16 protein-coding genes are annotated in these 19558 nt (G+C 72.3%); 9 read left to right on the top strand and 7 right to left on the bottom strand.

From position 1 onward, the window contains the following. Positions 1-30: 30 nt before the first annotated feature. From PV419_RS11720 to PV419_RS11705, 4 genes are all read right to left on the bottom strand, one after another. Complete coding sequence (locus tag PV419_RS11720) at positions 31-870, bottom strand: TIGR03619 family F420-dependent LLM class oxidoreductase (protein WP_319687909.1); 840 nt, start codon at positions 868-870, stop codon at positions 31-33. A gap of 179 nt (positions 871-1049) precedes the next feature. Further along, positions 1050-1232 carry a hypothetical protein gene (locus PV419_RS11715; protein WP_319687908.1) on the bottom strand — a complete coding sequence of 61 codons (183 nt, stop codon included), beginning with the start codon at positions 1230-1232 and terminating at the stop codon, positions 1050-1052. 245 nt (positions 1233-1477) lie between these two features. After that, complete coding sequence (locus PV419_RS11710) at positions 1478-1768, bottom strand: hypothetical protein (RefSeq protein ID WP_319687907.1); 291 nt, start codon at positions 1766-1768, stop codon at positions 1478-1480. Between the two features lie 219 nt (positions 1769-1987). Beyond that, the gene (locus PV419_RS11705) at positions 1988-4930 is read right to left on the bottom strand and encodes an AfsR/SARP family transcriptional regulator (protein WP_319687906.1); all 2943 of its coding nucleotides are present in this window, start codon (positions 4928-4930) and stop codon (positions 1988-1990) included. A 355-nt stretch (positions 4931-5285) separates the two neighbouring features. On the opposite strand from PV419_RS11705, the gene PV419_RS11700 reads away from it, so the two are divergent. From PV419_RS11700 to PV419_RS11670, 7 genes are all read left to right on the top strand, one after another. After that, positions 5286-6512, top strand: coding sequence for an amidohydrolase family protein (locus tag PV419_RS11700; protein ID WP_319687905.1), 1227 nt, complete (start codon positions 5286-5288; stop codon positions 6510-6512). A gap of 67 nt (positions 6513-6579) precedes the next feature. After that, the gene (locus tag PV419_RS11695) at positions 6580-7182 is read left to right on the top strand and encodes a hypothetical protein (RefSeq protein WP_319687904.1); all 603 of its coding nucleotides are present in this window, start codon (positions 6580-6582) and stop codon (positions 7180-7182) included. 126 nt (positions 7183-7308) lie between these two features. After that, positions 7309-8271 carry a TIGR03619 family F420-dependent LLM class oxidoreductase gene (locus PV419_RS11690; protein WP_319687903.1) on the top strand — a complete coding sequence of 321 codons (963 nt, stop codon included), beginning with the start codon at positions 7309-7311 and terminating at the stop codon, positions 8269-8271. A 26-nt stretch (positions 8272-8297) separates the two neighbouring features. Continuing rightward, positions 8298-9080, top strand: coding sequence for a glucose 1-dehydrogenase (locus PV419_RS11685; protein WP_319687902.1), 783 nt, complete (start codon positions 8298-8300; stop codon positions 9078-9080). Positions 9081-9192: 112 nt separating this feature from the next. Next, complete coding sequence (locus PV419_RS11680; RefSeq protein WP_319687901.1) at positions 9193-10320, top strand: LLM class flavin-dependent oxidoreductase; 1128 nt, start codon at positions 9193-9195, stop codon at positions 10318-10320. Between the two features lie 45 nt (positions 10321-10365). Next, positions 10366-12108 (top strand): D-aminoacylase, encoded by a 1743-nt coding sequence (locus PV419_RS11675; RefSeq protein ID WP_319687900.1) that lies wholly within the window; start codon positions 10366-10368, stop codon positions 12106-12108. Between the two features lie 4 nt (positions 12109-12112). Beyond that, positions 12113-12997 carry an SDR family oxidoreductase gene (locus PV419_RS11670; protein ID WP_319687899.1) on the top strand — a complete coding sequence of 295 codons (885 nt, stop codon included), beginning with the start codon at positions 12113-12115 and terminating at the stop codon, positions 12995-12997. A 252-nt stretch (positions 12998-13249) separates the two neighbouring features. Here the strand turns inward: PV419_RS11670 and PV419_RS11665 are convergent, their stop codons facing one another. Further along, positions 13250-14770, bottom strand: a complete 1521-nt coding sequence (locus tag PV419_RS11665) for a CehA/McbA family metallohydrolase (protein WP_319687898.1) — start codon at positions 14768-14770, stop codon at positions 13250-13252. Positions 14771-14922: 152 nt separating this feature from the next. Here PV419_RS11665 and PV419_RS11660 point away from each other — a divergent pair, with 152 nt between their 5' ends. Then, on the top strand, positions 14923-15783 hold the full coding sequence (locus PV419_RS11660; RefSeq protein ID WP_319687897.1) for a TIGR03619 family F420-dependent LLM class oxidoreductase: 861 nt from the start codon (positions 14923-14925) through the stop codon (positions 15781-15783). 91 nt (positions 15784-15874) lie between these two features. Further along, positions 15875-18478 (top strand): bifunctional FO biosynthesis protein CofGH, encoded by a 2604-nt coding sequence (locus tag PV419_RS11655; RefSeq protein WP_319687896.1) that lies wholly within the window; start codon positions 15875-15877, stop codon positions 18476-18478. 92 nt (positions 18479-18570) lie between these two features. Here PV419_RS11655 and PV419_RS11650 read toward each other — a convergent pair whose 3' ends face one another. Both PV419_RS11650 and PV419_RS11645 read right to left on the bottom strand, forming a co-directional pair. Beyond that, on the bottom strand, positions 18571-19275 hold the full coding sequence (locus PV419_RS11650) for a type 1 glutamine amidotransferase (protein ID WP_319687895.1): 705 nt from the start codon (positions 19273-19275) through the stop codon (positions 18571-18573). After that, a complete protein-coding gene (locus PV419_RS11645; RefSeq protein WP_319687894.1) occupies positions 19275-19535 on the bottom strand; it encodes a hypothetical protein in 261 nt (86 codons plus the stop codon). Before PV419_RS11645 ends, PV419_RS11650 begins: the two co-directional genes overlap by 1 nt. Positions 19536-19558: the final 23 nt, after the last annotated feature.

Below are 19558 nucleotides of genomic sequence, written 5' to 3'. Positions count from 1 at the left end.
GGTGGCGCGTATCCCTGGGCTGCCCGTCGTTCAGGTCTGGTCGCTCTGGCCCACGGCCTTGGCCAGGGCCCGCATCCGCCGGCCGAAGCCGTCCCCGTCCACGGACCCGAACCACACGGCCAGATGGTCCGCGTCAACGGCCCGCCACGCCTCCACCTCCTCGCGCACCTCTCCGGCATCGCGCCCGTCGTCGTCCCAGCCGATCCGCGCCCCGGCGTTGATCTCCCGTCCGTCGCTCAGCTCCCGCAGCCTCGACCGGTGCTCGGTGAACTCCCGCGGGCCCAGCCCGACCCCCTGCCACCAATCACCAACCCCCGCGGTCCGGCGCAGCGCGGCGGTCGAGTTGCCGCCGATGAGGAACGGTACGGGGTGCTCGGGGACGGGCTGGAAGACGGCGCGCTCGTCGAAGGAGTGGAACGCGTCCTCGTACGGCCCGCCGCCGCTCGCGTGCAGATGGCGGATCAGCCGCAGCGCGCTGGTCGTCCGGGCGCCCCGGGTCGCGAAGTCGGCCCCGGCGGCGTCGAACTCGTACTCCTCCCACCCGGTCCCCACCCCCAGGACGAACCGGCCGCCGCTCGCCCGTGCCAGTGTCGCCGCCTGTCGGGCGACGAGTAGCGGGTCGCGGAGCGGCAGGATGAGGACCGAGGTGCCGAGGGTGACTCTGCGGGTGACCGCCGCGAGGTAGGAGAGCGCGGTCAGGGGTTCGAGGACGCCGCCGTACTTCTCCGGTCCGTACGGGCCGGGCGGCAGCAGGTGGTCGGGCAGCCAGACGCCGTCGTATCCGAGTTGCTCGGCCTCCTGGGCGAGGGCGGCCAGCTCGTGGATGTCCAGCTCGGGTGACTCGGCGGGCAGGACGACGTGGAGTTGCACGGCGGGGCTCCTTGGCGCGCGTGGGGCGGCCGGGGCGGCGGCCCTTCGGAGCCTTTGTAGACCCTGACATCAATGCGAGGGTCAAGGTGCGGTCGTAAACAGCGGCCGTGAAGAGGTGATCGTAGAAAAGGAACGGGCCGAGCCTTCTGGCTCGGCCCCCCGTGTGGAGCGATGTTGTCCTAGTGGGGCAGGGGCAGCGGAAGGCTCTCGTCGAGCGGAGACGCGACGGGAATGTCCTTGTCCTGAACCGTGGCGCTTCGGGCGGGCCCTTCGTGGCCGGAAGCCGCCAGGGCGGGGGCGGCGGCGCCGAGTGCTGCGGCCCCTGCGATCGCCAAGGTGACGAAAGCCTTCTTCGTGCTCATCATTGCAGCTCCTCAGGGTGGGGAGATAATAGGCATTTTGTATTGCAAATGCGGCGGCGGGGGTACAGATGTTCGGCCATCTGGCTTGAACTGGTGGAACCTTGGCGTGAAGCGCCCCTGTTTCCCGCATGCACAGGGGCCGATGCCGGCAGCCTCCCCTCCCTGCCGCCGACATCGGCCCCTGCGGTTTCCCCCGTGTGGATCGAGAACCTCGCTCCCGTTACCGGGAACCCTCCGCGGCCGGGTTACTTGGTCTTGGCCGCGAGGGGCTTCGGCGTGGGCATCGCCTCGTCCATGGTGCCGATCTTGCTGGGATCGGCTCCCTGACCCTCGTCGGACTTGGCGGCGAGCGGCTTCGGCGTAGGCATCGCCTCATCCGCGGTGCTGATGCCCGGAGGCGCGGGCATGGCCTCGTCCTGGGTGGTGATGCCCGGAGGTGCGGGCATCGCCTCGTCCTTCGTGGTGATGGATGGAGGTGCGGGCATGGCCTCGTCCAGGGGCCGGTAGGCGTCGGACTTCGGCTTCTTGTCGGTCATAACGATCAACTTCCTCGAGCTGTGGTTGGCGGAGTGCGCAACGCCCGCCCGGCGACTCCCCCGTGGGTCGCCGGACGGGCATCTCAGGGCCGCTCACATTAGTAGGAGGACCTGACAACCGACCCGCCTGCCCCCCGCGGGGGCGGATCGACTAGGACTAGAGTGGCGGACCGCGATAAACGAAAAATAAACGGTCAAGCGGGTCTGTGTTATGGGGCGTTATGGGGCGTGAGATGAGGTCGCAGAGGCGGCCAGAAGGTCCCGGACCTCTTCCGCCTCAGCCGCTCCCAGTCGTTCGTGGATGGACAGCGCCTCCTGCCAGCAGGCCTCGGCCCGGCCGCTCTGCCTGAGCTGTGCCAGCGCCCTGCCGAGTACCGTCAGGACGATGGCGCGCCGCCATTCGCCGCCATGGCCACGCAGGGCGAGGGCCTGCTCGGCATGCGCGGCGGCCTGCGCCGCGTTGTGCATCGCGAGGTGGACCTCCGCCAGGCGCTGGTGGGCCATGCCCTCCCACAAGGGCTGACGGCTCTCCTGGAAGAGCGTGAGCGCCTCCGTCAGCTCGTTGAGCGCCTCCGCATGCTTGCCCGAGCCCGTAAGCGCTATTCCGAGCTGGTACTTGCCGGTGGCCAGGCGCAGTACATGGCCGAGGCTCTCCAGGATCTGGATCCCCTGCCGGGCCATCTCGACGGCGCTCTGTACGCGATCCGTCTCGAGAAGCACACGCGACAGGTTGCTCAACGCACCGGCTTCCCCTGGACGGTTGCCGTCCTTCCGGAAGGCTTCGATCGCCTGAAGGAAATACGTCTCCGCTTCCTCCGGGCTCCTGCGGGAGACGGCGAAGATGATGCCGAGCTGGTTCGGCACCCGGCTGGTCGGCACCGGGTCCTCCGCGGCCCGGCCCAGCTCCAGGGCGCGCTTGGCCTCTTTCTCGGCCTCGTCGTACCGGCCCGCCAGGCTGAGGGCGTGGGCCAGGAACGTCCTGGCGCGGCCCTCCGCCTGAACGTCTCCGACCTTGCGCGCCGCCTCGCCGACCAGCGCCGCGACGGCCTCGTACCGGCGCGAGTTCACACCGGACTCGGTGAGATCCGGCGCGGCCGCCACCAGATCCGCGGCCTTGCGCACCGTGGCGCCGGACGACGCCGCCTGCTGGGCGCACGCCAGCAGGCAGTCGGCCTCGGCGAACAGCCAGTCCAGCGCGGTGTTCTGGTCGGGGAAGTCGAGTCCGGGGCGCTCGGTCGTCGCCAGGTGGTCGACCAGCCGGTCGCCCGGCCGCTCCAGGGCGTACACGCGGGCGGTCGTCGCGAGGTAGAAGTCGAGCAGCCGCGACATCGCCGCCTCACGGTCCGCCACCGGCTGGTCCCGTTCCGCACAGTCACGCGCGTAGAGGCGTACGAGATCGTGGTAGCGGTAGCGCCCGGGGGCGGCGGATTCCAGCAGCGAGGCGTCGACGAGGGACTCGATGAGCTCCTCGGCGTCGAAGGTGTCCATGTCGAGCACGACGGCCGCCGCCGCGAGCGAGAGGTCGGGGCCGTCCGCGAGGCCCAGCAGGCGGAAGGCCCGGGCCTGCTGGGGTTCGAGCTGGCTGTAGCCCAGCTCGAACGTGGCCCGCACGGCCAGGTCGCCGGCCCGGAGTTCGTCCAGCCGCCGGCGCCCGTCGGCCAGCTTGCGGGCCAGGAAGGACACGGTCCACGTCCGGCGGGAGGCCAGACGGGACGCCGCGATGCGGATGGCCAGCGGCAGGAAGCCGCACGCCGCTACGACGTCCATGGCCGCGTCCCGCTCCGAGTTGACCCGCTCCTCGCCGACGATGCGGGTGAAGAGGACGAGGGCCTCCTCGGGGCTCATCACGTCCAGGTCGACCAGGTGCGCGCTCTCCAGGTCGACCATGCGGGTGCGGCTGGTGATCAGCGCCGCGCACCCCTCCGTGCCCGGAAGCAGCGGACGTACCTGCGCCGCGTCGCGCGCGTTGTCGAGCAGGGCCAGCACGCGGCGGCCGTCGAGTGTGGAGCGGTAGAGGGCAGCGCGTTCCTCGACGCCGTCGGGGATCGAGGAGTCAGGGATGCCCAGGGCGCGCAGGAAGGCGCCGAGGACCGCCTGGGGCTCGGCCGGTACCGGGCCCGCGCCCTGCAGATCGACGTAAAGCTGACCGTCCGGGAAGTGCTGCCGGGACGCGTGCGCTACGTGGACGGCCAGCGTGGTCTTGCCGACGCCGCCTATGCCGGCCACTGCTGACACGGCCATGACATGCCCCTCTGCGGTGGCAAGCTGGTCGCTCAGCTCATTGACGAAGGCTACGCGGCCGGTGAAGTCGGAGACGGTCGCGGGCAGCTGGGCGGGCCGCACATACGCCGGGCCGCCGCCGGACGTACGGGCCTCGGCCGGCGCGGCCAGTCCGGCGTCCGCCTGGAGGATGCGCTGCTGAAGGTCGGACAGCTCGGCGCACGGATCGGCGCCCAGCTCCTCGGCCAGCAGCCGCCGGGTGTCGTTGTACACGGCCAGCGCCTCGGCCTGCCGTCCGCTGCGGTACAGCGCGAGCATCAGCAGTTCGCGCAGCCGCTCGCGGAACGGGTGCTGGGCGGTGAGGGCGGTCAGCTCGGAGACCGCCTCCGCGTGGAACCCCACGTTCAGGTCCAGGTCGAGGCGGGTCTCGATGAGGACGAGGTGCCACTCCTCGAGCCGCATGCGCTGGGTCTCCGCGTACGGGCCGGGCAGCCCGGCCAGCGGCTCCCCGTCCCACAGGTCCAGCGCCTTGTTGATCAGCTCACGTGCCCGCGTCCGGTCACCGGAGTGCTGCGCCTTGTCCGCCTCCGCGGCCAGCTGCTCGGCCACATCGGTGTCCAGGGCCCCCACCCCGATCCGGACGGCGTAGCCGCCCGACTCGCTCACCAGCACTTCCGAGTCCGGCCCGAACGCCTTGCGCAGCCGTGAGGCGTAGGTGCGCAGTGCGGCGATCGCCGCGTCCGGGGGCTCGTCGCCCCACAGGCCGTCGATCAGCTCCGGCGCCGTCGCGGTGCGCCCGCCGCGCAGCAGAAGGGCGGCCAGCAGCGCCTTTTGCTGCGGCGAACCGGTGCCGATCTGTTCCTCGCCCCGCCAGGCCCGGACCGGTCCGAGCACGGTGAAGCGCAACTGCAGCCCTTGCACCCGCTCCCTCTCGGCCGCCATGGTCTCCCCCTGCCTGAGCTTCCTAGTCGCACGGGTAAGTTTGCCTTGCCTCAGCCCCCTACGTCAGTAGGGGCCTGGTCTCTCCACAAGCCCGCCATACTTGTCCGGCCGCCGCGTTCGCCGCTGGTTCGTACGTGCTCGGGGCGCGACCGGAGTGATCCCTTCGGGTGATGCTCGCTACGGCAAATGAACACTCCAGGCTGTCGTAACTCGCAAGTCCTACGACGTAATTGAGCCATCAACGAGCGCCCGTCGCGGGCTCGGTCGGCACGTCCGTCGCCGCCGGGTCGCGGGGACGCGTATGCCTGTGTCGCGGTAGCTGACGTGCCGTCAGATCGGCGCTACCGTGACAGGCATGGAGAGCTTCCCGAGGATCATTTCGGTGGACGACCACACGGTCGAACCCCCTCACGTCTGGCGGGACCGCCTCCCGTCGAAGTACCGCGACATCGCCCCGCGCGTCGTCCGGGCGCCCCTGAAGGAGATGACCTTCGTCGGCGGCAAGTTCGCCCCGAAGATGGGCGCCCCCGGCGACGACGGACCGATCGCGGACTGGTGGGTGTACGAGGATCTGCACCGGCCGCTCACCCGCCTCGACACCGCCGTGGGATACAGCAGGGACGAGGTCAAACTCGAGGCCATCACCTACGAGCAGATGCGGCCGGGCTCCTTCTCCGTGCCCGACCGGCTCGCGGACATGGACGTCAACCACGTCCAGTCCGCCCTCTGTTTCCCCACCTTCCCCCGCTTCTGCGGGCAGACCTTCACCGAGGCCAAGGACCACGAGCTCGGCCTGCTCGCGCTGCGCGCGTACAACGACTGGATGGTGGAGGAGTGGTGCGGGCCCGAGGCGCAGGGGCGGCTGATCCCGCTCACCCTCATCCCGCTGTGGGACGCCGGGCTGGCCGCCGCCGAGGTGCGCCGCAACGCCGCGCGCGGGGTGCGGGCCGTCTGCTTCTCGGAGATCCCGCCGAACCTCGGGCTGCCGTCGGTCCACACCGACGCGTGGGACCCCTTCTTCGCGGCCTGCGACGAGACCGGGACGGTGATCGCCATGCACATCGGCTCGTCCTCCCGCATGCCCTCGACCTCGGCGGACGCGCCCCCGGCGGTCGGCTCCACCATCACCTTCGCCAACTGCTGCTTCTCGATGGTCGACTGGCTGATGAGCGGCAAACTGGACCGATTCCCCCATCTGAAGATCATGTACGCCGAGGGCCAGATCGGCTGGATCCCATACATCCTGGAGCGCGCCGACGTGGTCTGGGAGGAGAACCGCGGCTGGGGCGGGGTGGCCGACAAGGTGCTGCGGCCGCCGTCCGAGCTGTTCGCGGAGCATGTGTACGGGTGCTTCTTCGACGATGCCTTCGGGCTGCGGAACCTGGACGCCATCGGGGTGGGCAACGTCCTGTACGAGACGGACTACCCGCACTCCGACTCGACCTGGCCCAAGTCGAAGGAGGTCGGCGAGGCCCAGATGGGGCATCTGCCGCAGGACGTCGTGGAGCGGATCGTGCGCGGCAACGCGATCGAACTGCTGGGGCTCACGGAGGACGGCCTCTGGGCCGGGCCCGGGGCCTGAGCGCGCCCCCGCCCACCCGCGACACCCCGCCGTCTCTCCCCCGGGGCGCCTCGGTAGCGTGCCCGCCATGGCGATGACCGTGTGGCCCCTCGATGGCAACCTGGTGGACCGGATGATCGAGCTCGCGGACCTGCCGTGGAGCCTCGAGGCGTACGAGGACGCCTTCGTGCGCAACGGCTGGCATGTGACGGGGGAGGACGGCGAGGCTGTCATCGGCTGGTACGAGCCGTGGCCGATCGCCGGTGAGGAGGGCGTGGACGAGTGGTGGCTGGTGCTCGGCGAGTGGCCGGGCTGCCGGGACGGCCGCGAGGTGGTGTGCGAGCACGCGGAGTGCCGTACGGACTGCTCCGTCCTGATGCCCTTCGCCTACTTCACCGACCCCGAGGACCCGGAAGGCTGGGACAGGGAGTTCGGCCCCTTCTTCAGCCGGTCCGACTGTCGGCCGGACGCCACCGTCGAGGACTTCCAGGCGGAGTACGAGCGCGCCGCGCGGCTGCTGCGCGAGCGGCTCGGTGAGCCGCTGCCCGAGGGGACCGTCAAGCCCGACGACGCCGACCAGTGCCTGGTCTGGGAGCGTGGCGGGTCCTGGGTGATTCTGCTGATGGGCACCGAGTGGATCTCGTACGGGGCCTATGACCAGGTGGCGATCGAGGTGCGCCCGAAGATCTGAGGTACGGCTCCGGGGCGCCGAAGAAGAACTGGGGACGGCGGGCTCCCGCCCTCTTGTCTGATGGACCGTCAGATACGACGATGGCGGTCCATCAGTAACGCGGTCGACCGCGAAGGAGGCGGCGGCGTGCGCATCCTGCCCCAAGGGCGGCTGAGCTACGGAATCCAGCTTCCGATCCAGTCGCAGTCCACTCTGTACGCCGAGTCGTGGGAGGTGCGGGCCGGCCCCGCCGATCTCGTCGAGATCGCCCGCGCCGCCGACCGGCTCGGCTTCGCTTACATCGCGGTGTGCGACCACGTCGCGATCCCCAGACGGCTGGCCGACGCCATGGGCACCGTCTGGTACGACCCGGTGGCCACCCTCGCCTACCTGGCCGCCGCCACCGAGCGGGTGCGGCTGCTCAGCCATGTCGCGGTCGCCGCGCTTCGGCACCCGCTGCTGACCGCCAAGCAGTACGCCACGCTCGACCACCTCAGCGGCGGGCGACTGATCCTGGGGGTCGGGGCCGGGCACGTACAGGAGGAGTTCGAGGCGCTCGGGGTGGACTTCACCGCGCGCGGCGCCCTCCTGGACGAGACGATCGACGCGCTGAAGGCCGCGCTGGGGCCGGAGGCGTTCCCCGAGTTCCGCGGCGAGCGGTTCGCGTTCACCGGGCTCGGGCAGGCCCCGCGCCCCGTACAGACGCCGCGGCCGCCCATCTGGGTGGGCGGGTCCTCGGCCGCGGCGGTGCGCCGGGCGGCGGTGCGCGGGGACGGCTGGCTGCCGCAGGGCGATCCGCGGGACCGGCTGCCGGGGCAGCTCGCCCGGCTGCGGGAGCTGCGCGAGCGGGCCGCCCGGCACGATCCGGACTGCGCGGAGCCCGCCGAGATCGGGGCCATCGCGGAGCCCCTGTACGTGGGCGCCCCCGGCTGGGAGGTCGGCCGGCGGACGCTGACCGGCGAACCGGACCGGCTCGCCGAGTCGCTGCGCGCGTACGCGGCGATGGGGGTGGACCAGATTCAGGTGCGGTTCCGCTGCCGCGACCGGGCCGAGCTGATCGACCAGATGGCGGCCTTCGCCGCCGATGTCGCTCCGCATCTCAATGACTGACCGCATCTCAAGGGCTAGGAGGCGCAATGGGCAAGCTGGACGGGCGGGTCGTCATCATCACGGGTGCGGCACGCGGACAGGGCGAGCAGGAGGCGCGGCTGTTCGTCGCCGAGGGCGCGCGGGTCCTGCTCGGCGATGTGCTGGACGAGCAGGGCGAGGCGCTGGCCAAGGAGTTGGGGGAGGCGGCCCGGTACCTCCACCTGGACGTGGGGCGGGAGGAGGACTGGGCCGCCGCCGTCTCGGCCGCCAAGGACTCCTTCGGCGCGGTCGACGGGCTGGTCAACAACGCGGGCATCCTGCGCTTCAACGAACTGGTGAGCACCCCGCTCGAGGAGTATCTGGCGGTCGTCCAGGTCAACCAGGTCGGGGCGTTCCTCGGGATGCGGGCGGTGGCGCCGGAGCTGGAGGCGGCCGGCGGCGGGACGATCGTGAACACCGCCTCGTATGTGGCGCTGTCCGGCATGGCCTTTCTGACCTCGTACGCCGCGACCAAGGCGGCCGTCGTCGGGATGACGCGGGTGGCCGCGATGGAGCTGTCCCCCAAGGGGATCCGGGTGAACGCGATGTGCCCCGGAGCGATCGACACCCCGATGACCAACCCCGCCCAGCTCGACCCCGGGGCCGACCTGGCCGAGGCGTCGGCGGCGGTGGACGAGCTCTACAAGAAGCTGGTGCCGCTCGGGCGGATCGGACGGCCGGAGGAGGTCGCCCGGCTGGCGCTGTTCCTGTCCTCGGACGACTCCTCGTACATCACCGGCCAGCCGTTCGTCGTGGACGGCGGATGGCTGGCGGGGGTCTCGGTCTTCTGACCGCCTCGTCCGGCGGCCCTATGGGGGCGGCCCTTGACGGTCAAACCTCGTGGTGTCAGAGTCAAGCAGAATCTGACGGAGCGTCAGATAGAAACTGAGGCGGTGACCCTCCATGGAATTCGGACTCTTTGTGCAGGGATATGTGCCCAGGAGTCGGCAGGAGGCCGACCCGGAGGCCGAGCACCACGCACTGATCGAGGAGACCGAGTACGTCATCCAGGCGGACCGGTCGGGCTTCAAATACGCGTGGGCCTCCGAGCACCACTTCCTGGAGGAGTACTCCCACCTGTCGGCCAACGACGTCTTCCTCGGCTACCTCGCGCACGCGACCGAGCGGATCCACCTGGGCTCGGGGATCTTCAACCCGCTGCCCCAGGTCAACCACCCCGTCAAGGTCGCCGAGAAGGTCGCCATGCTCGACCACCTCTCCGGCGGCCGCTTCGAGTTCGGCTCGGGGCGCGGGGCGGGCAGCCACGAGATCCTCGGGTTCCTGCCGGGCGTGACCGACATGAACCACACCAAGGAGATCTGGGAAGAGACGATCGCCGAGTTCCCCAAGATGTGGCTGCAGGACGAGTACCAGGGGTTCACGGGTACGCACTGGTCGCTGCCGCCGCGCAAGGTGCTGCCGAAGCCGTACGGGGCCTCGCACCCGGCCATGTGGTACGCCGCCGGGTCGCCGCCCTCGTACGCGATGGCGGGGAAGAAGGGGCTCGGCGTGCTCGGCTTCTCCATCCAGAAGGTCTCCGACATGGAGTGGGTCCTCGACTCGTACAAGAACGCCGTCAAGGAGGCCGAGCCGGTCGGCGGCTTCGTCAACGACAACGTGATGGTGACGTCCACGGCGATCTGCGCGGAGACCCACGCCAAGGCGGTCGAGATCGCGGTGGGCGGCGGGCTCAACTACCTTCAGTCGCTGCTCTTCCGCTACCACGACACCTTCCCGCGGCCGGAGGGCATTCCGGAGTGGCCCGAGCTGCTGCCCGAGTACACCGAGGAGATCATCGAGCTGCTGATCGCCGAGGAGCTGATGATCTGCGGCGACCCGGACGAGGTCTTCCGGCAGTGCAAGCGGTGGGAGCAGGCGGGTGCGGACCAGCTGTCCTTCGGGCTGCCGATCGGGATCGGCCGCGAGGACACCATGAACACGATCAAGCTGATCGGCGAGCACGTCATCCCGAAGATCGACACCGACCCGGTGCACCGGACGACCCGCTTCCGCCAGGCGGCCCGCGACTGAGCATGACCCGCGACTCAGCAGAACGAGCGTGAAGGGAGAACCACCGTGCTCGACCACCTCATACGCGCCGCGACCGTCGTGGACGGCACCGGCACGCCCTCGTACGTCGCCGACGTCGGTCTGCGGGACGGGCGCATCGCGGTCATCGCCGAGCCCGGCACCGTGACGGAACAGGCACGGAGCGTCGAGGACGCGACGGGTCTGGTGCTGGCGCCCGGGTTCGTCGACCCGCATACGCACTACGACGCGCAGCTGTTCTGGGACCCGTACGCCACCCCCTCCCTGAACCACGGCGTGACCACCGTCGCGGGCGGCAACTGCGGCTTCACCCTCGCCCCGCTCAACCCGGAGCGCCCCGAGGACGCCGACTACACCCGGCGGATGATGAGCAAGGTCGAGGGCATGTCGCTGGTGGCGCTCGAGGAGGGGGCGCCGTGGAACTGGCACACCTTCGGCGAGTACCTGGACGCGCTGGACGGGCGGATCGCCGTCAACGCGGGGTTCATGGTGGGGCACTGCGCGCTGCGCCGCCATGTGATGGGCCCCGACGCGATCGGCGGACAGCCCACGGCCGCGCAGCTGGACGAGATGCTGCGGCTCCTCCACGCGGCCATGGACGCCGGGGCCTGGGGGCTCTCCACCACCCAGTCCTCCACCCACTCGGACGGCGACCGCAAGCCGGTGGCCTCCCGCCACGCCCGGCCCGAGGAGCTGATCGCGCTGGCGCGGGCGGTGGGCGAACACGAGGGAACACAGATCGAGGCGATCGTCGCGGGCTGTCTCGACCGGTTCTCGGACGACGAGATCGACCTGTTGGTGGAGATGAGTACGGCCGCCGGGCGGCCGCTCAACTGGAACGTCCTCACCATCGACGCGGCCGTCCCGGAGCGGGTGCCGCGGCAGCTGGAGGCGAGCGAGCGGGCCCGTGAGGCGGGCGGCCGCATCGTCGCGCTGACCATGCCGATCCTCACCCCCATGAACATGTCGCTGGGCACCTTCTGCGCGCTCAACCTCATCCCCGGGTGGGGCGACATCCTCGGGCTGCCGGTCCCCGAGCGGATCGTCAGGCTCCGCGACCCCGCCGTACGCGAGGAGATGCTGCGCCGCGCCCTCAGCCCCGAGGCCGGGGTCTTCCGGCGGCTGGCCAACTTCGAGCGCTACGTCATCGGCGACACCTACTCCCCGGCCAACGCCGGGCTGACCGGGCGCGTCGTACGGGACATCGCCGCCGAGCGCGGGACGGACGCCTTCGGCTGCCTGGTGGACATCTGCGCCGCCGACGAACTCCGTACGGTGCTGTGGCCGATGCCGACCGACAACGACCCGGCGAGCTGGGAGCTGCGGCGGCAGACCTGGGAGCATCCGGACGTCTTGCTCGGCGGCTCGGACGCCGGGGCCCACCTGGACCGGATGTGCGGAGCGCCGTACACCACCCGCTTCCTGGGGGACTGCCTGCGCGGGCGGCGGCTGGTCGGCCTGGAGCGGGCGGTGCGGATGCTCACCGACGACCCGGCCCGGCTGTTCGGCCTGCGGGAGCGCGGCCGCGTCGCCGAGGGCTACCACGCGGACCTGGTGCTCTTCGACCCCGAGCGGATCGACGCGGGCCAGGCGACCCTGGTGCACGACCTGCCGGGGGACAGCCCCCGGCTGGACTCGCGGGCGATCGGCATCGTGGGCGTGCGGGTGGGCGGCGTCGAGACCATCCGGGACGACCAGGTCACGGGCGCGCTCCCGGGGAAGGTCCTGCGGTCGGGGCGCGATACGGAGACGGTGAGCACGAAGGGCTGACCCGGTGGTGAGCGCTACGGGTGGGCCGGGCAGCGGTACCGGCGGGGCGGCCGGCGGTACCGGCGGGCCCGCCGGCCCTGCCGGAGCCGTCACGCCGGAGGGCGGGCCCGGTGGCGTACACGCCGCCCTCGCGGGCCGCGCCGCTCTGGTCACGGGCGCCTCCCGCGGCATCGGCCTGGCCGTGGCGGAGGCGCTGACGGAGGCCGGGGCGGCGGTGTGCGTGACGGCGCGCGACCCGAAGGGGCTGGCCGACGCCGTACGCCGCCTGGGCCCGCGAGCCATCGCGTGCCCAGGCGACGTAGCGGACCCGGCCCACCTCGAAGAGGCCGTGTCCCGCACCCTCGCGGCGTTCGGCCGCCTCGACGTCCTGGTCAACAACGCCGCCACCAACGCCCCGCTCGGCCCGCTGATGGCCGCGGACCCGCTCGCCTGGCGCACGGCCTTCACGGTCAATGTGGAGGCCCCGCTCCGGCTGGTCCAGGCGGCCTGGCGGCGATGGATGCGCGAGCACGGCGGCGCGGTCGTCAACATCTGCACCGAGGGCACCCACGGCGTCGGCCCGGGCGTCGGCGCCTACGGCACCACCAAAACCGCCCTCCTCCGCCTCACCCGGCAACTCGCCGCCGAACTCGCCCCCTCCGTCCGCGTCAACGCCGTCTCCCCGGGGCTGATCCGCACGGAGATGGCCCGCTTCGTCTGGGAGCCAGACGAGCCATCCATCGCGGCCACCCTCCCCCTGGCCCGTATCGGCGAGCCGGAGGACGTGGCGCGGGCGGTCCGCTGGCTGCTCTCGGACGAGGCGTCCTGGATCACCGGCGCGGACCTCGTCGTGGACGGCGGCCGCCGCGTCCGCGCGGCGTACCGCGCACGCCCGGCCCCCTCGCCGTAGCCCGTGCCCTCGCGCTGCCGGTGCGGCCCCCCGAGGCCACGCCCTACGGCCCGACGGCCCGGGGGCCCCGGGCCTGGGGTCTCGGGCTTCGGGTCTCGGGCTGCGGGCCCCGGGTCCCTGGGCCGGGCCGCCGGGCCGCCGGGCCGTCGGGTCGCCGGACTACCGGGTGCCCGGGCCCCCGGCCCCCGGTAGTCCGCAGGAGCCGCCGGGAGCCCCCGGGCCCGCGGGAGCCCCCGGGCCCCCGCGAGCCCACTACCGCTTGCCCAGCCAGATCGGGTTCGTCATCGCCACCATCGGGCCCGGTATCCCGGACGCGCCGCCGTCCGCCGGGGCGTGGCGCACCTCGGCCCGTACATACGCCGCGTAGGACGCCGTCGTACGCCATTCGGCGGTGGCCGACCCGGAGTCGGGGACCGCCGTGCCGTAGAGCTGGCCCTGGTCGGTGATGAGCCGGATCGCGCAGCCCGAGCCGACGCCGGAGACCTTCAGCCGGACCGTCACCTCGTCCTGCCGGCCGACCTTCAGCCGCTCGCCGATGCCCGCGTGCTCCCCGCGGCCGCCGACCGCCTCGAAGGAGAGGTCGATCGCCGACGACTCCGCGATCCAGCAGCGCCCGGCCCGTATGCCGTCCTGGATCGCCGTGCGCGACAGGTCGTCGGCGAGCACCACCGTCTGCGGCAACCCGACGACCTGGGGCTCACGGTGCGCGTCGCTGTGGCCCACGGCCGGGAGCCAGCGGCCGTCGCCGCGGGCGGCGGCCACCAGGGTGTTGTCCCACTCCTGCACCGTGACCTCATCGTCCGGGGTGAAGTCCGCGTTCCACACCTCGACCGCGTCCGCGTCGTTGAACCCGAACTTCCAGTTGCAGCCGACGCAGGTGCCGTGCGGATGGGCCGGGATGACCAGGCCGCCCGCCTGCCGGACCTTGCGGGCGTACTTCCCGAAGGCGTTGTCCCGGGCGCGGTAGCGCCAGTCGATGAAGACGCCCGGGTCGGTGCCGAGGGCCACCACATGGCCATTGCGCGTGGTGATCTCCTCGCCGGTGAGGATCAGCAGGTCATCGCCCCACAGCCCCTCCCAAGCCCTGTGCGAGGAGGTGGTGTTGTGCTCGGTGGTGGTGATGAAGTCGAGCCCGGCGGCCCGGGCGGCGGCGGCCACCTCGGCCGGGGTGCGCTTGCCGTCGGAGTGGACCGTGTGCAGATGGGAGTCGCCCCGATACCAGGCCCGGCCGCGCCCCTTGGCCCGCTGCGGCGGGAAAACCGGCTTCGGCGTCTCGTCCGGCTCGCCGAACCGCAGCGTGACCGTGACGTGGTAGTCGAGCCCCTGCGGAGCCACCGTGTACGGGCCGAGCACGACATACCAGGTGCCCGCCTTGACCGGCCCCGCCAGATACCCGGGCGTCGCCTGCTCGGCGCTGATCGCGAACTCGGTGCGGGCGCCGCCCGACCAGCCACGGAAGCCGCGCCCGCCGAGATCCGTGCCGCGCTCGTCGAAGATGCCGATGTCGCAGGCGTTTCCCTGGGTGCCGGCCGGGACCGTCGGCTTGTCGTACGAGTACGAGACGGCGATCTCGCGGACTCCGCCAGGAATGTTCACCGGCAGATAGACGAAGTCGGGGGAGCCGGTGGGCAGATGGCCCGTGACCGTCTTCGTCCGCTCGCTGCCGGACCCGCCGTCGCGCTCCTCCGCATGGGCGAAGGTCACCGGATCGAGTGTCAGCACGCCCGCCGCACCCGCCAGAGCGGAGAGTCTGAGTACCTCGCGTCGCTGCATGAGTGCCCCCTGTGGCCGTCGTGCCGTCCGTCACCAGCGCTCACACCGTTGTACGCGGGAGTGACACGTACGGAAAGGCCTGTGGATAACTCGATGGCCGTGAGGGAACATACGCGCAGCCACATCCGGCCCACGCGGAGGTGCAGCCCGCCATGCGGATCGCGACCACCATCTTCCTCACGGACGAGACCGTAGGCCCCACCTGGCTCGCCCGCGAGCTGGAGCGGCGCGGCTTCGCCGGGCTCTATCTCCCCGAGCACACTCACATCCCCGTCAGCCGCGACACCCCCGCCCCGATGGGCGAGCCGCTGCCGCGTCAGTACGGCCGCACGCTCGACCCGTTCATGGCCCTCGGCCAGGCCGCCGCGGTCACCGAGCGGCTCGCCCTGGGCACCGGCATCGCGCTGGTCGCGCAGCACGACCCCATCGCGCTCGCCAAGCGGGTCGCCACCCTCGACTTCCTCTCCGGCGGCCGGTTCACCTTCGGCATCGGCTTCGGCTGGAACGTGGAGGAGGCGGCCGACCACGGCGTCGACTGGCGCAGCCGGCGGCGGCTCGTACGGGACCGGATGGCGCTGATGCGCGCGCTGTGGGCCGAGGAGCCGACGGCCTACGACGGCGCGTACGGCTCGGTGCGCGCCAGCTCCGCACACCCCAAGCCGCTGCGGGCCCGGGAAGGGGCCGGTCCCGTGACCGGTCTGCCCGGGCCGCGCACGCTGATCGGCGGCGCGGCCGGGCCCCGGCTCTTCGAGCACATCGCCGACTACGCGGACGGCTGGCTGCCGATCGGCGGCCGCGGCCTGACCGAGGCCCTCCCGGCGCTGCGCCGGGTGTGGCGGGAGACGGGCCGGGACCCGGCGGCGCTGGAGGTGGTGCCGTACGCGGTGCGGCCGGCGCCCGGCAAACTCGCGCACTACGCGGACCTGGGGATCGAGGAGGTCGTGGTGCAGCTCCCGGCGGGCGGGGAGCGGGAGGTCCTGCGGACGCTCGCCGCCTTCGCCCAGTACTTGTGACGGAGCCGGCCTCCGTATTCCCGCCCGCGGGCCCGAACGGCCGTGAGGAGACCCACAACCCCAGTCGATATGTCCCTCGTATGCTCGGAGAATGACCACGAGTGCGCAGGGATCCGAGCCGTCCGCCCAGGCTGCCCCCACCGCCAACGCCATGCGCCGCGCGCTCAAACGCGCACGCGGGGGCGTGGCGCTGGACACCGCCGAGGCGGCCGTTCTGCTCCAGGCGCGCGGGGCGGACCTCGCCGACCTGACGGCCTCGGCGGCCCGGGTCCGCGACGCCGGCCTGGAGGCCGCGGGCCGCCCCGGGGTCATCACGTACTCGCGCAGCGTCTTCATCCCGCTGACCCGCCTGTGCCGGGACAAGTGCCACTACTGCACCTTCGCCACCGTCCCCGGCAAGCTGCGCCGCGCCGGCCACGGGATGTTCATGTCCCCCGACGAGGTCCTCGCCATCGCCCGGCGCGGGGCCGAACTGGGCTGCAAGGAAGCGCTCATCACCCTCGGGGACCGCCCCGAGGACCGCTGGCCCGAGGCCCGCGAGTGGCTGGAGGCCGAGGGCTACGACGACACCATCGCGTACGTACGGGCCATCTCGATCCGCGTCCTGGAAGAGACCGGGCTGCTGCCGCACCTCAACCCCGGCGCCATGACCTGGACGGACTTCCAGCGGCTCAAGCCCGTCGCCCCCTCCATGGGGATGATGCTGGAAACCACCGCCGAGCGGCTGTGGAGCGAGCCCGGCGGCCCGCACTACGGCTCCCCGGACAAGGAGCCCGCCGTGCGGCTGCGCGTCCTGGAGGACGCCGGGCGCAGCTCCGTCCCCTTCACCAGCGGGCTGCTGATCGGGGTCGGGGAGACCTACGAGGAGCGCGCGGACTCGCTGTTCGCGCTGCGCCGCGTGGCGCGCGCCTACCACGGCATCCAGGAAGTCATCATCCAGAACTTCCGCGCCAAGCCGGACACGGCGATGCGCGGCATGCCGGACGCGGAGCTGGACGAGCTCGTCGCCACCGTCGCCGTCGCCCGCCACATCCTGGGCCCCGCCGCCTGTATCCAGGCGCCGCCCAACCTGGTCGAGGGGGAGTACGCGCGGCTCATCGGCGCCGGCGTCGACGACTGGGGCGGCGTCTCCCCGCTCACCATCGACCACGTCAACCCCGAGCGCCCCTGGCCGCAGGTGGACGAGCTCGCCGAGCACTCGGCCGCCGCCGGCTTCCGGCTGCGCGAACGGCTCGCGGTGTACCCCGAGTTCGTACAGCGCGGCGAGCCCTGGCTCGACCCCCGGCTGCTGCCCCACGTCAGCGCCCTGGCCGACCCGGCCACCGGCCTGGCCCGCGAGGACGCAGCTCCGGTCGGCCTGCCCTGGCAGGAGCCCGACGAGGGCTTCACCGCCTCAGGCCGCACCGACCTGCACCGCACCATCGACACCGAGGGCCGCGCCGGCGACCGCCGCGACGACTTCGACGAGGTGTACGGCGACTGGGAGGCCCTGCGCGAGGCGGCGGCGCCCGGCATGGTCCCCTCACGTATCGACGCGGATGTCCGCGCCGCCCTGTCCGTCGCCGCCGACGACCCCACCCGGCTCACCGACCCCGAGGCGCTGGCCCTCCTCCACGCCGACGGCCCGGCGCTGGACGCGCTGTGCCGCATCGCCGACGACCTGCGCCGCGCCACGGTCGGCGACGACGTCACATACATCGTCACCCGCAACATCAACTTCACCAACGTCTGCTACACCGGCTGCCGCTTCTGCGCCTTCGCCCAGCGCCGCACCGACGCCGACGCCTACACCCTCTCGCTGTCCCAGGTGGCCGACCGCGCCCAGCAGGCCTGGGACGTCGGCGCGGTCGAAGTGTGCATGCAGGGCGGCATCCACCCGGACCTGCCCGGCACCGCCTACTTCGACATCGCGCGCGCCGTGAGGGAGCGCGTGCCCGGGATGCACGTCCACGCCTTCTCCCCGATGGAGGTCGTCAACGGCGCGACGCGCACCGGCCTGTCCATCCGCGAATGGCTGACCGCCGCGCGCGAAGCCGGCCTCGACACGATCCCCGGCACCGCCGCCGAGATCCTCGACGACGAGGTGCGCTGGATCCTCACCAAGGGCAAGCTCCCGACCGCCACCTGGGTCGAGGTCATCAAGACCGCCCACGAGCTGGGCATCCGCTCCTCCTCCACGATGATGTACGGCCATGTCGACCAGCCCCGGCACTGGCTGGGCCATCTGCGGCTGCTCGCCGAGATCCAGCAGGAGACGGGCGGCTTCACCGAGTTCGTGACCCTCCCCTTCATCCACACCAACGCCCCCGTCTACCTCGCCGGCATCGCCCGCCCCGGCCCCACCGCCCGCGACAACCGCGCCGTCACCGCCATGGCCCGGCTCCTGCTCCACCCGCACATCCCCAACATCCAGACCAGCTGGGTCAAGCTGGGCGCGGAGGGCGCGGCCGAAATGCTCCGCTCCGGCGCCAACGACCTGGGCGGCACCCTGATGGAGGAGACCATCTCCCGCATGGCGGGCTCCTCCTACGGCTCGTACCGCTCCATCCAGGACCTCGTCGCCATCGCCGAATCCGCCGCCCGCCCGGCCCGCCCCCGCACCACCACCTACGGCGAGGTCCCGCCCGACCGCCAGGCGGCGGCCCTGGCCTCGGACGGGCACCTGCCGGAGCTGCTGCCGGTGCTGGGCGACTGAGGGCGCTGCCCCATATCAGGGACTTCGTAGTGAGTTTGGGACAGCGACACGCCGACGCCATGGCGTGTCGCTGTCCCAAACTCACTACGAATTCAGGCGTGGGCCCGCACGACGGCGGCGAAGTTGGCCGCCAGCCGGCGCGCGGCATCCGTCGCCCCGGGCTCCGCCGCCTGCGCCTCGGCGCGCAGGGCGGCCAGATCGAGCCCCTTCTCGGCCAGCGCCGCCTCGTCCCAGCCGTCGAGCCGGTCCGCGCCGGCCTCGGGGTGGAACTGGACGCCCCAGGCACACCCCCCGACCCGGAAGGCCTGCACCGGGCACGCGTCGCTCTGCGCCAAGTGGGCCGAGCCGGGCGGAAGGCGCGTGATCTGGTCGCGATGGTTCTGGATGGCGCGAAACCGCCGCGGCAGCCCCGCCAGCAGCCGGTCCCCTCCGGCCTCCTCGCGCAACTCGACGGCGCACGAACCGCGCTCCGGCACCCCGTACGACCCCTCCACCATGCCGTCCTCCGCCACCGCCAGCACCTGGGCCCCCAGACAGATCCCGAGCAACGGCACCCCCTCGACCACGGCCCGGCGCGTGAGGTCGCGCTGAGCCGGCAGCCACGGCGCGTGGGCGTCGTCGTCCGGCAGAAACCCGCCCCCGAGCAGCACGACGGCGTCGTACCCGGCCGGATGGGCGGGGGCCTCGGCCCCCGCCAGCTCCACCACGTCCAGCCCCTCGTCCCGCAGCCACGGCAGCAGCCGGCCCGGCCCGCTGCGCTCGGCGTTGCGCACCATCAGCACCCGCGGTGAGATCATCACGCGTCTCCCGGGCCGCCCTCGACCCCCGACAACCCATCGGCCTCCGCGTCCAGCCGCCGCCTGTCCCCCTCGCCGAGGAACGGCAGCAGCGCCCCGCAGTCCCTGCACGCCCGCGCGAACCCGGCATGGAACGTCGGCCGCGCCTTGAGCGCCCCCGGGCGGGCGAACTTCAGCCGCAGCCGCTTCTGCATCGAGTCGGACGAGGTGAGCTCCCCGACCGGGCTCAGCCGACCGGACCCGCATATCGCACAACGCATGGCGGGGACGATACGCCTGGCCG

This window comes from Streptomyces sp. ME19-01-6 (assembly GCF_033793745.1).
Lineage (GTDB): Bacteria > Actinomycetota > Actinomycetes > Streptomycetales > Streptomycetaceae > Streptomyces.
Note: the sequence above shows the minus strand (reverse complement) of the source record. Positions and strands in the feature narration are given on the sequence as shown.